Below are 15619 nucleotides of genomic sequence, written 5' to 3'. Positions count from 1 at the left end.
TAAAGGACCTCCGTAAAAGAATTTGCATAAGCAGCATTTCTTATATTATACTACTTTACAGTGGTTTCGTCAAGCGGTAAAGCGATTTAAGTGAGGAGTGAGGAATGAGGAGTGAGGAGTGAGGAATGAGGAGTGAGGAATGAGGAATGGGCAAAGCCTACCAGAGTTGTACACCCAGCACCGAGCGTAGCGAACACTTAAACGCAGGCTCAAGCCCGGCGTTAGAGGGCTTGCAGGGTCAAGGGACAGAGTCCCTTGTGGGTTCTTAGGGCAAAGCCCTGAGCGGAGTATGAGGCAGAGCCTCATTCGGCGTAAGCCGACAAGGTGCAGATTAAAGTGTAAAAAGCACACGAGAGCCATATATCAAACAAATCCCATATCGGAGTACAAAATCTGCACCGCCCACCCTCGCCCTGAGCAAATGTAAATCCGCAAAGAGCGTAGCGATTTTGCGGCACAACAAACTTCCCCTAACAATATGTAGGGGCTGGCGCCCTCGACAGCCCACCCCCCTTGACATTTCGCATTATTGTTTATCTCACAACCCTTGATAACCCCACAAACATCGGTAGGGGCGAACATCGTTCGCCCGTGCTCAGAACTTGCATAAATTCTGAATCATAGAGGACACCACCCGATTTGTGCTGATTTAACAAATAATTCATACAACTTTCGTATAAAAATGCTATAATAGAAGGGTTAAAGTATAAATTCTAAGAAAAAGTAACTCTAAGGTGGGAATCGTAAAATGGAAGAAGTAAGAGAAAATAAAATGGGAACGCAGCCCATAGGTGATCTGCTGTTCAAAATGTCCCTGCCGATCATGATATCCATGCTCGTGCAGGCTCTCTATAATATCGTCGACAGCATATTTGTTGCCAAAATAAGCGAGGACGCACTCACTGCCGTGTCACTGGCTTTCCCTGTGCAAAATCTTATGATAGCCCTCGGTGCAGGCACTGGTGTCGGTATCAACGCACTGCTGTCAAAATCACTTGGTGAAAAGAACTTCAAACAAGCCAACAGCGCCGCCAATAACGGCATTTTCCTCTGCCTTGTGAACTTCGTTATCTTCGTGGTTTTTGGTGCATTTTTTACCGAGATCTTCTATCGCTCACAAACCTCAAGCAAAATAATTATCGAATATGGCGACCAGTACCTAACCGTCATCAGCCTGCTAAGTATCGGTCTTTTCTGTCAGATGACCATGGAAAAACTCTTGCAGGCTACAGGTAAAACTATCTATTCAATGTATACTCAGGGAATAGGCGCAGTGATAAATATTATCCTCGACCCTTGCTTTATCTTTGGCGTGGGCTTCTTCCCTAAGTGGGGCGTAACAGGTGCGGCTGTGGCTACCTGTATCGGTCAGTTCACCGCTGCAGCCTTCGGACTTTTCTTCAATATGAAGTTCAACAAAGAGATAACCATAAACCTTGTGAAGTATAGACCGCAGGCAAAAATAATCAAGAAGATCTACGCTGTCGGTCTGCCGTCCATTATAATGCAATCTATCTCTTCTATCATGACCTACGGCATGAATAAAATACTTATCGGCTTCTCAAACACCGCCGCCGCAGTTTTCGGTGTGTATTTCAAGCTTCAGAGCTTCGTTTTCATGCCTGTTTTCGGACTTAATAACGGTCTTATCCCTATCGTTGCCTATAACTATGGTGCAAGAAAGAAAAAGCGTATCACAGGTGCAATAAAATACGCCATGATATATTCTGTGTCTATCATGATAGTCGGCACTATCATAATGCAGATTTTCCCTGCACAGCTTCTGAAACTCTTTGACGCAAGCGATAATATGCTAAGCATAGGCGTAACAGCCCTGCGTATAATCAGCACACACTTCTTCTTCGCAGGCTTTGATATAATCATAATTTCATCATTGCAGGCTCTTGGCAGGGGACTTTCCTCTATGCTCGTTTCATTTACAAGACAGCTTGTTGTGCTTCTTCCTGTGGCGTATCTTCTTTCCCTTACAGGCAAGCTTGATGCTATTTGGTGGGCGTTCCCGATAGCCGAAATATTCTCGATCATGGCGTCATTGTTCTTCCTTAGAAGAGCCTACAACGCTGAAATAAAACCAATGGCAGACTAACTAGGAGGTATTTTTATGCGTCTTATTTTTATCAGACATGGCGACCCCGATTACGTTCATGATACCCTTACAGAAAAGGGCAAGCGTGAAGCAGAGCTTCTTGCACAGCGTGTAAAGAATTGGGACGTTTCAAAGTTCTACGTTTCTCCCCTTGGCAGAGCACAGCTCACAGCGGAATATTCCCTGAAGCTTCGTGGCGATACCGCCGAAACTCTCCCATGGCTGAGAGAATTTAACGGCATAATACCCACCTCTGACGGAGGACATCGTATCCCATGGGATATGTACCCCACCGAGTGGGCGGATAAAGAGATATACTATGACCGCAATAACTGGTTCAAATCCGATTATATGCAAACAGGCAATGTTGAAGAACAGCTTAAATGGGTGCATGAGGGTATTGATAAGCTTCTTGCCGACCATGGTTATATCCACGAGAACGGTATGTTCCGCATTGAAAAGCACAGCGATGAAACCCTTGTGTTCTTCTGTCACTTCGGCGTATCAATGGTGATGATAGGACATATCCTTGGTATTTCCACCATGAATATGTGGCATGGCTTCAATATGCAGCCTACATCTGTGACAGTCCTCGGCTGTGAGGAGCGTGAGGGCGACTATGGCTTTTTCAGATGCCACGTCATGGGCTGTACAAAGCACCTTGCAGGCGGCAATGAACCTATCTCCAACGCAGGCTACTTCACCGACGTTTTTCAGGATTAAATAAACCCGTAAGGGTGACTTTTTCGCTCGCATATTATTGCATACAAAAATATCCTCTATCCGCTCTGTTATTTCAGGGCGGTTATTTTATTGTGCGAAACCTTAGTTTAAGATAATATAACAGTTAAAGAAAACGTTTTCTTCTAAATATGACTATCATTAGATAACAACATATTCATAATTTGTGAAAAAGCACAACAAAAGCTTCGTGTTTTCGTTGATTTTTTAGCTTGCTTTATGTAAACTAAATGCTTTTACCCCCTTGACTTTATTTTGAAAAGGGCTTATAATATCCCATAGCTTAAAAGAGTATGGGTTTCATATTTTTATATGTGCCTAAGAGAGCATGAAGATTAGAAGAATAAAAGGAGAGTGAAAGAATATGTTCCAGCTTCAATGGATATGGCACAATCTGAAAGGCTACCGAAAATTCTATGTAACAGCCCTTGTGCTGTCTATCGTATGCAACGCCTTGTATCTTACCACACCTTATTTCAGCAAAGAGCTTGTGGATAAGTTTCTTTCAAGCAAGGACGCACTTTTTAATCTTGAGCATGAAAGAAAGCTGTTCTGGCTGCTGCTTGCAGGCATGGTGGGCTTTACCCTGCTTAGAACTATCTGTCAGTACACCTGCAACATGACCTATGAATTATCATCTCAGGGCATGATATACAGAATAAGGACACACCTTTTCAGACGTATCGAAAATCAGGATATGGAGTTTTATGACCGCAACCGAACAGGCGACCTTATGACAAGGCTCACAGGCGACCTTGATATGGTGCGTCATGCAGTGGCATTCGTTTTTAAAGGTATGCTTGAATCATGTTCGCTGTTTATAGCCTCATCAGTTTATTTCTTTATGGTAAGCTGGAAAATGGCACTTCTTCTGCTGGCTGTTACACCGTTCATATTCGGCGTGGTGGTGCTTCTTGATAAAAAGGCAAAGCCGGTCTACGTTGACCTCCGTGAGAAGCTGTCCCAAATGAATACCGACGCTCAGGAGAACATCTCAGGCAACAGAGTTGTAAAAGCCTTCGCCCGTGAGGACTATGAGATAGAAAAGTTCCAAAAAGCCAATAAAGAGTATTCTGACGCCAACAAAAAAGCGTCACTGCTGTGGCTTAAATTCTTCCCTTATATGGAAGCTTTCGCAAACGCCTTGTCAGTTGTAATGCTCCTTGGCGGTGGATTTTTCCTTATAAAAGGGGAAATAACAATGGGCGAGTATGTTGCTATCTCAGGACTTATCTGGGGCATCGCAAACCCTGTCAGAAACCTTGGTATCTATGTGAACGATATGCAAAGGTTCATGGCTTCCGCTATGAAGGTCATTGAGATATACTATGCAAGACCTATCATCACCGACCGTGAAGATGCAGTTGACCAGACAGAAAGGCTTCACGGAGATGTCGAGTTCAAGGACGTTACCTTTAAGTTTGGCAAGCATATAGTCCTTGACAACGTGAACTTTAAGATAAAAGCAGGTCAGACAGTTGCCATAATGGGCGAAACAGGCTCAGGCAAGACCTCGCTTATAAACCTCATACCAAGATTTTACGATACCAACTCAGGAGAAGTCCTCGTTGACGGTGTGAATGTAAGAAAGCGTAAGCTCTCACAGCTCCGCTCACAAATAGGTATGGCAACGCAGGACGTCCTGCTTTTCTCTGATACAATAGACGGCAATATCGCATACGGCGACTCTGATATGTCCGAAGAGGACGTTAAGCACTATGCAAAGCTTGCGGCGGCAAACGAGTTCGTTGAGAAAATGCCTGACGGCTATGAAACTATCGTTGGCGAGCGTGGCGTAGGTCTTTCAGGCGGACAAAAGCAAAGACTTTCCCTTGCAAGAGCCTTAGCCATAAAGCCTGCCATTCTTATCCTTGACGATACCACCTCCGCCGTGGATATGGAAACAGAAAAGTATATTCAGGACAGCCTTAGAAACCTCGACTTCCCATGCACAAAGATAATAATAGCCCAGCGTATCTCCTCCACCAAAGACGCTGATATGATAATAATCCTCGATGACGGCAAGATAACCGAAATGGGTACTCATGATGAGCTTATCGCCAAAAAGGGATACTATTACGAGGTGTTCAAGCTGCAGAACGATGGCTTCGGAAAGGAGGCGGTCTAAATGGCAAGAAACCGTTATGACGTTGACGAAGTCCTTGAAACCCCATTTGACTTCGCCCACCTGAAACGCTCCTTTGTGTATATCAAAAAATATAAGGGCAAAATGATAACCGCCCTTGTGCTCAGCGTGTTCGCAGCAATATCAGGACTTCTCGGACCGCTCATCACACAGTACGCTCTTGATAATACCATACCTCAGAAAAATATGGGACAGCTCGTCCTGCTCACCCTCGCATTTGTCGGCACTATAGCCGTGTCCATAACATTCTCCACTATCCGTTCAAGGATAATGACAGTTGTTGGTCAGGATATAATCTTCGATATCCGTACCGATCTTTTCAAGCATTTGCAGGAGCTTCCATTTGAGTATTACGATAACCGCCCACACGGCAAAATTCTTATAAGAGTTGTAAACTATGTAAACTCCGTGTCGGATATGCTCTCAAACGGTATCATCAATGTTATACTCGAGTGCCTTAATATGCTTTTCATCATGATTTTCATGTTCTTTGTGAATGTGAAGCTGTCATTGGTGGTGCTTTCGGGTCTGCCGATATTTGCAGTCATAATGATGATGATAAAGAAAAGACAGCGTAAAGCATGGCAGGACGTTTCAAACAAATCCTCAAACCTTAACGCCTATTTGCAGGAAAACATCACAGGCGCAAGAGTGACCCAGATATTCACCCGTGAGGAAGAAAACGCCCAGATATTCGACAGACTTTCCGAGAAATATCGTAAAAGCTGGATAAACGCCGTGAAATATTCTAACCTTGTCTGGCCTGCTACCGACAACGTTTCTACTCTTGTGAGAGCCGCAATATTCGTGGTGGGTCTGCTGGTGCTGACACCTGCGGCAGTGAGCCTTGGAACTATCGTTGCCATGACAAGCTATGCTTCAAGCTTCTGGCAGCCTATCATGAACCTGTCAAACATCTTCAATAACTTCATCAACAATATCGCCTACCTTGAGCGTATCTTTGAAACCCTTGACGAGCCTGCCACTATCGCAGACAAGCCGAATGCTCAGGATATCGGTGATATCACAGGTGAGGTAAAATTTGATGACGTTACATTCAGCTATGAGCAAGGCAAAACAGTTTTGGAGCATATCTCCTTTGACGTTAAGCCGGGCGAAAGCGTTGCCCTCGTTGGACCAACAGGCGCAGGAAAATCTACAGTAGTTTCTCTCCTGTCAAGATTTTATGACCTGGACAGCGGTAAAATAACCATAGACGGCAAGGATATAAGTCAGGCGACCTTGCATTCACTCCGCTCACAAATGGGCATAATGCTTCAGGACAGCTTTATTTTCAGCGGCACTATTTACGATAATATCCGTTACGGCAGACTTGACGCAACGGAAGAAGAAATAAGAGAAGCCGCAAAGATAGTCTGCGCAGACGAGTTCATCAGCGAAATGAAAGACGGCTATATGACCGAAGTCAACGAGCGTGGCTCAAAGCTTTCAGGCGGACAGAAACAGCTTATCTCCTTTGCAAGAACGCTCCTCTCCGACCCGAAAATACTTGTCCTTGACGAAGCAACTTCATCAATAGACGCACGAACAGAAAAGCTCCTTCAGCAAGGACTTCAAAGACTTCTTGTTGGCAGAACTTCATTTATTATCGCACATAGACTTTCCACTATCAAAAACTGCGATAAGATAATGTATATCGACAACAAAGGCATTGCCGAGTGCGGCACTCATGACCAGCTTATCGCAAAGAAAGGCGAGTATTACAAGCTTTATACCGCCCAGCATATGGACGAATAAAATAGCATAAAAACACGGGCGAACACTGCCCCCTGCAAATGTGGCTATCCACATCTGTAGGGGCGAACAGTGTTCGCCCGTTTATTATCTCACCTTGTAATTGCGTTGTTTAACATTACTTTATCACTATCTTATCCAACGTTTCCCCCACCTTGTCATGGATAACAAGGTCGCAGGAGCCGTCCATGGAAGTCTTGTCCCGATTTATCAGCACAAGATCATCCCCCTGAAAATATCTCACCATTCCTGCCGCAGGATAAACTGTCAGAGAAGTGCCTGCAATAATAAGCGTGTCGCACTGAGATATCTCTCTCACCGCCTCCGTCACAGTTTTATCATCAAGCCCCTCCTCATAAAGCACAACATCAGGCTTTATCGTTCCGCCGCAGGTGCATTTCGGAATGCCTGTGCTGTTTAAAATATCCTCCGCAGTGTAGAATTTTCCGCAGTCCATGCAGTAGTTGCGGTGTACGCTTCCGTGAAGCTCCAGCACCTTTTTGCTGCCTGCCGCCGTGTGAAGTCCGTCAATATTCTGCGTGATAACTGAAGAAAGTATGCCTGCCCTCTCCATTTCCGCCAGCTTGTAATGCGCCTTGTTAGGCTTTGCCGTCAGACAAAGCATTTTGTCACGGTAAAAATCATAAAATGCCTTTGTGTGCCGCATAAAAAACGTGTGGCTGAGTATCTGCTCAGGGGGATAATCATATTTCTGATTGTAAAGTCCGTCCACCGACCGAAAATCAGGTATGCCGCTCTCTGTTGATACCCCTGCTCCTCCGAAAAATACTATCCTGTGTGACTTGTCTATTATCTGCTGCAGCTCCATTTTTATCACTCCTATGAAAAATGCGGTCTATACCGAAGCACAGACCGCATTGATTATTCACGATATTAGTCGATCTTGACGATCCAGCCAAACTCGTCTGGTATCTTGCCCCACTGAATGCCTGTCATTGTATCATAAAGCATCTGTGAAACAGGGCCGATCTTGTTGTTGTTTATCTCCATTACCTTGTCGCCCCACTTAAGATGACCAACAGGTGAGATAACAGCAGCAGTACCTGTGCCGAATACTTCGTCAAGCTTGCCGTTGTCGTAAGCCTCAGCGATCTCCTCGATAGAGATCTTTCTCTCGCTTACCTTGTAGCCCTTCTTCTTGCATATCTCGATAGCAGACTTTCTTGTGATACCAGGGAGAACAGAGCCAAGTAGCTGTGGTGTAACAACTTCGCCGTCAATAACGAAGAAGATGTTCATTGAGCCAACTTCCTCAACATACTTTCTCTCAACACCATCAAGCCAAAGTACCTGCTCGTAATCCTGCTCGTGAGCTTCTTCCTGACCCGCAAGTGAGATAGCGTAGTTAGCGGCTGTCTTAGCAAAACCTGTACCGCCTCTTACGGCTCTTACATACTTGTTCTCAACATAGATCTTAACAGGGTTAAGACCGGTTGAATAGTAAGCGCCTGAAGGTGAAAGAATAATGATGAACAGATAGTGGTCAGCAGGCTTAACACCTACATATGGGTCAACAGCGATGATAAATGGTCTGATGTAAAGGGAAGCACCCTCAGTGTGAGGTACCCAGTCCTGCTCCATTTTAACAAGAGTTTTCAGAGCGTAGAGCATATCCTCTTCGTTTATTTTAGGAATTACCATTCTCTCAGCAGAGTTGTTCATTCTCTTGAAGTTCTCCTGCGGTCTGAAAAGCTGAACAGAGCCGTCAGCAGTACGATAAGCCTTAAGGCCTTCAAATATCTCCTGACCGTAGTGCAGGCACATAGCAGCAGGGGAGAGTGAAAGGTCGCCGTAAGGCACGATCCTAGCGTCATGCCAACCCTGACCTGCGTCATAATTCATAACAAACATATGGTCAGTAAAAATGTGACCGAAACCAAGCTTTGTCTCGTCAGCCGGTTTTTCCTTTGGAGTAGTGGTACGTTCGATCTTGATATCTAACATACAGATCCTTCTTTCTTAAATTAATGATCGGCTCGGCAAGCGAACCTTTACCACATATATTATAATACTTATTGTGATCTTTTTCAAGAGGTTTTGCAAAAAAAATTCCTTGTCGCAGGAAAAATATGCAGGATAACATTTTGAAAACTGCATTTTTATACAACTGTATGAAAACTGTTGAGAAATCGTCATAAAATTGTCTTTATATTGTAGGAAATACTCCTTGAAAAAAAGGTGATAGTGTTGTATAATAGGGTAAAATAAATGTGAAACGATTATATTATAATAAGGTTATATAAGGAAAGGTAATGTTATGAACGATAGAGAAAGAAAGGATAATGAGCTTGGTATAGATCTTGATATGAAAGGTCTTACCCTCGAAAGCGATGAAGCCGCAAAGCCGCAGGCGCAGAACCGCCCTATGAGCCATGAGGATATGGCAAGAATGATCGCTAAAAATATGGCAATGCAGGACGGCGGCTTTGACGAGCCTATCACTCCTGTAAGAGGAGTTTCAGACTTTGGCGAGGAAACTATCAAGCCTAAAAAGCCCAAAACAACTGAAACACGCAGTAAAAATGCAAAGCCTGCATCAAAGCAGACTTCAAAGAGCGGCTCAAACAAGGGAAAAAAGAAGAAAAAGAAGTCCTCGTCAGGAAAGACTGTCGCAATAGCAATATGCTCAGTTGTTGGTGTTATGATAGTCGCCGCAGGCGGCTTCTATCTGTGGGGCATGAATTCGTATAAGGATAGATTTCTTGGAAATACATATATAAACGGCATCGAGGTCAGCGGAAAGACCAAGGCGGAAGCCTATAAGCTCGTAAGCGAGCAGGCTGTTATCCCCGAAGCCATCACCGTTACAAAGAAAGACGGCACAACATTTTCTATAAAGCTGTCTGAAATAGGCTATAACGATAATACTCAAAACCTTATCACACAGTATTATACTCAGCAAAACCACTATTCATGGTTCTCTTCTGCCATGAAGCGTACGGATTTCAGCTTTGATTCTAAGTTCAAGTACGATAAGGCTAAGCTTGAAAAGGTGCTGAAAAGAAAGGTGCTTGACTCCCAAAGCACAAAAGATCCTGAAGACGCCTATATCAAAAAAGGCGACGACAACAGCTATGTTGTGGTAAAAGAAACCACGGGCGACGCTGTGGAGGAGGGTAAGATAGACGAGCTTTATTCCTATGTGGAAAATCAGCTTGACGACGGTAGCTTTGACGTTGATATCTCAAAGGCAGATTGCTATAAAAAGCCTGCCATAACAGCGGATATGCTTGAAGAGACCTGCAAGAAGCTCAATAACCTTAACGATATCGAAATAACATTCGATTTTATCTACACCACCGAAACTCTCACGGGTGATACTATCATGGATTGGATAACCTTTGACGAGGATAACGCCGAAGCCGGCTATACAGTTGATGAAGATAAGGCAATGGCATATGTTGAAGATCTTGCAGATAAGTATGATACCTATGGCAAGGACAGAGAGTTCAAGACCACAAAGCGTGGAACTATCACTATCCCCGAGGGCCAGGGCTGTTACGGCTGGTGGATAGACCAGCAAAAGACCTGCGACCTTATCGTGGACCTTGTTGAAAAGGGCGAGTCTGCCGAAACTGAGCCTGTCTACTATGTAAACCCTGACTCAGCCTATGAGTATACCTGCAATAAGGATTGGCGTACAGCCGATAAGGATTACGGCAACACTTATATCGAGGTAGACCTTACTGCACAGCATTTGTGGTATTATAAGGACGGCAAGCTCACAATGGAGTCTGATATAGTTTCAGGCTATCCAAGCAAGTCAAGAAATACCCCTGGCGGTGTTTATAAGCTTTGGTATAAGGAAAAGGGCAAGACCCTCAGAGGATCAGCAGACGGACAGTCTTACGCTTCCTATGTTGACTATTGGAACAACGTTTCCACTATCGGCATAGGACTTCACGACGCATCATGGCAGAACGGCAACTTTGGCGGTGAGCGTTATAAGTCAAGCACATGGGGCTCACACGGCTGTATAAATATGCCTTTAGATAAAGCGAAATACGTTTATGAAAAAATAGATATGGGTACTCCTGTATTTATGTATTGGTAAGAGATAATAGCAAGGCAATACGGACAACTCGTATTGCCTTTGCTTTTAGTTTCAGTTAGGAGAATTTATGTACATTACAGATGAAGACAACCCACGCCTGCCATTTCTGCGTGATAAAACTTCAAAGCTCACCACCTCACCGGGCTGTTATATAATGAAAGACAAAATGAAAAAGATAATATATATCGGCAAGGCGAAAAATCTCCGCAACCGTGTGACATCTTATTTCAGAAAGTGTCAGGATCACCTGCCAAAGGTGTGGAAAATGGTGTCCCACGTCTATGACTATGACTTTATCGTCACCGACTCTGAGTTTGAAGCCCTAGTGCTGGAGTGTTCTCTTATAAAGCAGTATACCCCGAAGTATAATATCCTGCTGAAAGACGATAAGGGCTATAGCTATATCAGGGTCACAAATGAGGACTACCCACGTTTGCAAGCCGTATTGCAAAAATACGATGACGGAGCAGAGTATATAGGACCTTATACAAGCTCGTTCGCAGTAAAACAAGCCGTTATTGAAGCCAATAAAGTCTTTATGCTCCCTACCTGCACCCGAAAATTTCCGCAGGATTTCAGAAAACAGCGTCCCTGCCTTAATATGCACATAAAGCAGTGTATGGGCGTTTGCACAGGAAAATTCTCCAAAGATGAGTATAATTCTATAGTCCGTCAGGCGGTGGACTATATCCGAAACGGTTCGTCAGATTCAGTTGAAAGACTCACCGATGAAATGAACAAAGCCGCTGAGGAGCTTGACTTTGAGCTTGCCGCAAAGCTTCGTGACCGTATCCAAGCCATACAAAAAGCCGCTGAAAGTCAGAAGATAATTAATGACGATATTCGTGACACTGATATAATCGCCATTGCTCAAAATGGCGAAATGGCTTGTGCAAGCGTTATAATGTATCGTGGGGGCAGACTTTTTGATAAGGCTTCCTATTTTCTGGGAGAAAAAGACGACAGCATAAAAATGCGTGAAGATTTTCTCATGCAGTATTATTCCTCCAAAGACAGCATACCGAAAGATATCCTCCTTGACGAGGATATCACAAACGGCGAGATAATAGAGAAATTTCTCCGCCAGAAGTATGACCATGCCGTGAATATCTCTACTCCGAAAAGAGGACAGTTTCTCCGCCTTACCACCCTTGCCAAAAGCAACGCCACCGAGTATCTCTCCATAAAAGTCGGCAGAACGAGCCGTGAGATAACCGCCCTTGAGGAGCTTGCCAAAGCATTGGGACTTCCCAAGACCCCGAAATATATCGAGTGCTACGATATATCAAACCTCGCCTCTACAAATATGGTGGCAGGCATGGTGGTCTTTGAAAACGGCAGACCATGCAAGAAGTATTATAAAAAGTTTTCTATCAAAACAGTTGCAGAGCAAAATGACTATGCCTGTATGCAGGAGGTCATAGAACGTCGCTTTAGAAACTACTTTGAGAAAACAGACGAGGGCTTTTCTATTATGCCCGACCTTATCTTGCTCGACGGTGGAAACGGCCACGTCAATGCCGTTGAGCCTGTCTTAGAGCGAATGGGTGTGACCTGCCCATTGTTCGGACTTGTGAAAGACTCCAAGCACCGCACACGAGCCGTTGCCACAGGGGGCGGAGAAATAAGCCTTGCAAAGTGCAGAGCGGCGTTCAATCTTGTTACCGCCATTCAGGACGAAGTCCATAGAGTAGCCATAACCTATCAGGCGCAGAAGCATAAAAAGAATGCCCACCGACTTGAGATAACCAAAGTCAAAGGCATAGGCGATAAAAAAGCCGCAAAACTCATCACCGAGTATAAAACCAAAGAAGCTCTCAAAAAAGCCACAGTAGAGGAGCTTGCAAAGACCGCAGGTGTGAATATAGACACCGCAAGAGAGCTTAAAGAAATAATAGACGAAATGTAGTGATAGAATTGATAGAAAATACCAAAGACATAGACGAGCTTGAATTTATAAACAGCTTTTCCCACTCAGGCAAGCCCGTGAAAGACCTGTCCAGAATAAAAGCCTTGCTCTCCGATCTTGGCGACCCGCAGGACAGCCTTAAATTCGTTCATATCGCTGGCACCAATGGCAAAGGTTCAATGGCGCAGATGTTCAGCGAGGTCTTTCAGTGCGCAGGGCTGAAAACAGGTCTTTTCACCTCGCCTTATATAATAAGCTATACCGACAGGATAAAAATAAACGGCATTGATATCCCAAAGCCTGCCCTTGCGAAAATGGCAAAGCGTGTGAAAGCCGTCACCGATATGCACTGCGACCGTGAGAATTTCTCTCAGTTTGAAATAACCACCGCCATAGCTTTCCTCTATTTTGCTGAGGAAAACTGCGATATAGTCGTTCTTGAAACAGGTCTTGGGGGACTTTTAGACAGCACCAACGTTATAAAAACTCCTGTCCTAACAGTTATAGGCTCAGTTGATTTCGACCATACCGCCATTCTGGGCGACACCTTGGAGAAAATAGCCTATCAGAAAGCAGGCATTATAAAACCCCACTGCCCATGCGTTTTGAGTGCAGGCAACGACATGAAAGTTATCCGCACTGTCAGAGAGCAGGCGGTGAGAAATCTTTCTCAGCTGGTTATCCCCGACATCAAACAGCTCAAACTTATAAGCTGTGACGTTTTCGGCTCAAAGTTTGAGTTCAAAGGACAGCCCTATGAAGTCACAATGGGTGGCGCACATCAGGTGCTGAACGCCATGAGCGTCATAAGCGGAATACGCCTTATCAACGATACCCTGAAAATTCCCCAGGATAAAATTTTGGAGGGCATCAAAAAAGCCCAGCTCCAAGGCAGAGTGCAGATACTCAGCCGTGAGCCGCTTTTGATACTGGACGGCGCACACAATCCAGACGGTCTGTCAGCCTTGGCAGGCGTATTGGAGCATTGCCCAAAACGCCCATGCTACGCCGTTATGGGAATGTGCAGGGATAAAAACATCACCGAGGCTGTAAAGAAACTCATACCGTATGTAGACAAATTCTACACAGTTGACGGTTTCAGCGACAGAGCCGAAACTGCCTCTGACCTTGCCGACATCATAACCAACGCAGGCGGCAGGGCAGAGCAAAGTCCAAAGCCTGCCCTTGAAATGGCACGTCAGCTAATAAACGAGAATCCTCACGGAGTGAATCTTATATGCGGTTCGCTTTTCCTATGTGCCCAGGTGCTTAATGAAATGAAAGATATATAACAGAAAGGGCGACCCACCCAAGGTCGCCCGATTTTTTTACCTTTATTCCCTAATAGCCGCTTGAACCGCTTTCTTCCAACCACCTATCAGATCACTGCGTTTACCCTCACTCATAGACGGAATAAACTCTCTAAACTTATCCGAAACTCCCACAAGCTCTTCCATACTGCCCCAAAGCCCACAGCCAAGCCCAGCAAGATATGCCGCACCTGTTGCGGTGGATTCCACGTTATAAGGCCTTATGACCGAATGACCCAATATATCAGCCTGAAATTCCATAAGAAAATCGTTGCTTGCCGCACCACCGTCAGCCTTTATGCTTCCGATAGCCCCAGCGTCCTCCTCCATCGCCCTGAGAACGTCATAGGTCTGATAGCACATAGCTTCCAATGTTGCCCTGACTATGTGGCATCTGTTTGTTCCTCTTGTAAGCCCTGTTATCATGCCCCTTGCCTCAGGCTTCCAGTATGGTGCGCCAAGTCCCACGAATGCAGGCACAAAGTATACACCGCCCGTGTCCTCAACGCTTCTTGCAAGCTCCTCAGTTTCTGACGCTGTGCGTATTATGCAAAGCTCGTCACGAAGCCATTTTACCGCCGCACCCGATACGAATACCGACCCCTCCAGAGCATAATTCACCTTTCCTCCTATGCCCCAGGCAATAGTCGTGAGCAATCCATGACGGCTTTCCACAGGCTTTTCACCTGTGTTCATAAGCAGAAAACCGCCCGTGCCATAGGTGTTTTTCACATCGCCCTCACGGAAACAGCATTGCCCAAAAAGTGCCGCCTGCTGATCTCCTGCACAGCCTGCGATCTTTATCCTGCTTCCGAAAATGTTCTCCTCAGTTTCGCCCAAGTCACCCGAACATTCTTTGACCTCAGGGAGCATACAGCTGGGTATGCCCAAAAGTCCCAGTATCTCTCTGTCCCATTCAAGGGTGTGAATGTTGAAAAGCATAGTCCTGGAAGCATTGGAGTAGTCCGTAACGTGTACCCTTCCCCCTGTCAGATTCCATATGAGCCAGCAATCCACAGTGCCGAAAAGTATCTCTCCCTTTTCCGCACGCTCCCTCACACCCTCAACATTTTCAAGTATCCACTTTATCTTTGTGGCAGAGAAATAAGGGTCGATAAGAAGTCCCGTCTTGTCCTTGAAAAACTTTTGCAAGCCCTGACTTTCCATTCGTGCGCAGTCCTCAGAAGTCCTTCTGCATTGCCAAACGATAGCGTTGTAAACAGGCTTGCCGGTGTTCTTGTCCCAAAGTATCGTCGTTTCACGCTGGTTGGCGATGCCGATAGCCGCCACGTCCTCCGCTGTTATCCCGGCCTTTGCAATGACCTCACGAGCAGAACTGAGCTGACTTTCCAGTATGTCCATAGGGTCATGCTCCACCCAGCCGTTGCCGGGGAATATCTGCGGATATTCTTTCTGTACGCTTGCAACCTTTTCACCCTTTGCGTTAAAAAGCACCGCTCTGGAGGAAGTCGTTCCCTGATCTAAAGAGAGTATGTATTCTTTCATAAAATTTCTCCTTATTGCAAAAAAGGGGCGGAATTCCCACCCCTTATAAATCTGTTATCTAAATTTCTAA

At 45.1% G+C, this 15619-nt stretch carries 10 protein-coding genes; 7 read left to right on the top strand and 3 right to left on the bottom strand.

The window, feature by feature from the left end; genetic code table 11:
- Nucleotides 1–748: 748 nt before the first annotated feature.
- From OCV57_RS07100 to OCV57_RS07085, 4 genes are all read left to right on the top strand, one after another.
- Nucleotides 749–2107, top strand: a complete 1359-nt coding sequence (locus tag OCV57_RS07100) for an MATE family efflux transporter (protein WP_022287910.1) — start codon at nucleotides 749–751, stop codon at nucleotides 2105–2107.
- 15 nt (nucleotides 2108–2122) lie between these two features.
- Nucleotides 2123–2830: a histidine phosphatase family protein gene (locus OCV57_RS07095; protein ID WP_022287911.1), complete on the top strand. Its 708-nt coding sequence runs from the start codon at nucleotides 2123–2125 to the stop codon at nucleotides 2828–2830.
- A gap of 382 nt (nucleotides 2831–3212) precedes the next feature.
- The gene (locus OCV57_RS07090) at nucleotides 3213–4976 is read left to right on the top strand and encodes an ABC transporter ATP-binding protein (RefSeq protein WP_195552141.1); all 1764 of its coding nucleotides are present in this window, start codon (nucleotides 3213–3215) and stop codon (nucleotides 4974–4976) included.
- On the top strand, nucleotides 4977–6752 hold the full coding sequence (locus tag OCV57_RS07085) for an ABC transporter ATP-binding protein (RefSeq protein ID WP_038672069.1): 1776 nt from the start codon (nucleotides 4977–4979) through the stop codon (nucleotides 6750–6752).
- Between the two features lie 115 nt (nucleotides 6753–6867).
- On the opposite strand, the gene OCV57_RS07080 is transcribed toward OCV57_RS07085, so the two are convergent.
- Nucleotides 6868–7578: an NAD-dependent protein deacylase gene (locus OCV57_RS07080; protein WP_267300967.1), complete on the bottom strand. Its 711-nt coding sequence runs from the start codon at nucleotides 7576–7578 to the stop codon at nucleotides 6868–6870.
- 65 nt (nucleotides 7579–7643) lie between these two features.
- On the bottom strand, nucleotides 7644–8714 hold the full coding sequence (locus OCV57_RS07075; RefSeq protein ID WP_022287915.1) for a branched-chain amino acid aminotransferase: 1071 nt from the start codon (nucleotides 8712–8714) through the stop codon (nucleotides 7644–7646).
- Nucleotides 8715–9027: 313 nt separating this feature from the next.
- Between OCV57_RS07075 and OCV57_RS07070 the strand changes: the two genes are divergently transcribed.
- From OCV57_RS07070 to OCV57_RS07060, 3 genes are all read left to right on the top strand, one after another.
- Nucleotides 9028–10824: a L,D-transpeptidase family protein gene (locus tag OCV57_RS07070; RefSeq protein WP_267300965.1), complete on the top strand. Its 1797-nt coding sequence runs from the start codon at nucleotides 9028–9030 to the stop codon at nucleotides 10822–10824.
- 67 nt (nucleotides 10825–10891) lie between these two features.
- Complete coding sequence (gene uvrC, locus OCV57_RS07065) at nucleotides 10892–12733, top strand: excinuclease ABC subunit UvrC (protein WP_267300964.1); 1842 nt, start codon at nucleotides 10892–10894, stop codon at nucleotides 12731–12733.
- Complete coding sequence (locus OCV57_RS07060) at nucleotides 12733–14025, top strand: bifunctional folylpolyglutamate synthase/dihydrofolate synthase (protein ID WP_267300962.1); 1293 nt, start codon at nucleotides 12733–12735, stop codon at nucleotides 14023–14025. The genes uvrC and OCV57_RS07060 overlap by 1 nt, the downstream gene beginning before the upstream one ends.
- A 42-nt stretch (nucleotides 14026–14067) precedes the next feature.
- Here OCV57_RS07060 and glpK read toward each other — a convergent pair whose 3' ends face one another.
- A complete protein-coding gene (gene glpK, locus OCV57_RS07055) occupies nucleotides 14068–15549 on the bottom strand; it encodes a glycerol kinase GlpK (protein ID WP_267300961.1) in 1482 nt (493 codons plus the stop codon).
- Nucleotides 15550–15619 lie beyond the last annotated feature (70 nt).

Origin of the sequence: Hominimerdicola aceti, assembly GCF_025567495.1 — a bacterium.
Taxonomy (GTDB): Bacteria; Bacillota; Clostridia; order Oscillospirales; family Ruminococcaceae; genus Hominimerdicola; species Hominimerdicola aceti.
The sequence above is the reverse complement of the archived record's forward strand: the minus strand, read 5'-3'. Positions and strand labels throughout refer to the sequence as shown.

Coding starts and splice junctions, on each gene's coding strand:
- OCV57_RS07100 (WP_022287910.1), top strand. CDS start 749: ATGGAAGAAGTAAGAGAAAATAAAATGGGAACGCAGCCCATAGGTGAT.
- OCV57_RS07095 (WP_022287911.1), top strand. CDS start 2,123: ATGCGTCTTATTTTTATCAGACATGGCGACCCCGATTACGTTCATGAT.
- OCV57_RS07090 (WP_195552141.1), top strand. CDS start 3,213: ATGTTCCAGCTTCAATGGATATGGCACAATCTGAAAGGCTACCGAAAA.
- OCV57_RS07085 (WP_038672069.1), top strand. CDS start 4,977: ATGGCAAGAAACCGTTATGACGTTGACGAAGTCCTTGAAACCCCATTT.
- OCV57_RS07080 (WP_267300967.1), bottom strand. CDS start 7,578: ATGGAGCTGCAGCAGATAATAGACAAGTCACACAGGATAGTATTTTTC.
- OCV57_RS07075 (WP_022287915.1), bottom strand. CDS start 8,714: ATGTTAGATATCAAGATCGAACGTACCACTACTCCAAAGGAAAAACCG.
- OCV57_RS07070 (WP_267300965.1), top strand. CDS start 9,028: ATGAACGATAGAGAAAGAAAGGATAATGAGCTTGGTATAGATCTTGAT.
- uvrC (WP_267300964.1), top strand. CDS start 10,892: ATGTACATTACAGATGAAGACAACCCACGCCTGCCATTTCTGCGTGAT.
- glpK (WP_267300961.1), bottom strand. CDS start 15,549: ATGAAAGAATACATACTCTCTTTAGATCAGGGAACGACTTCCTCCAGA.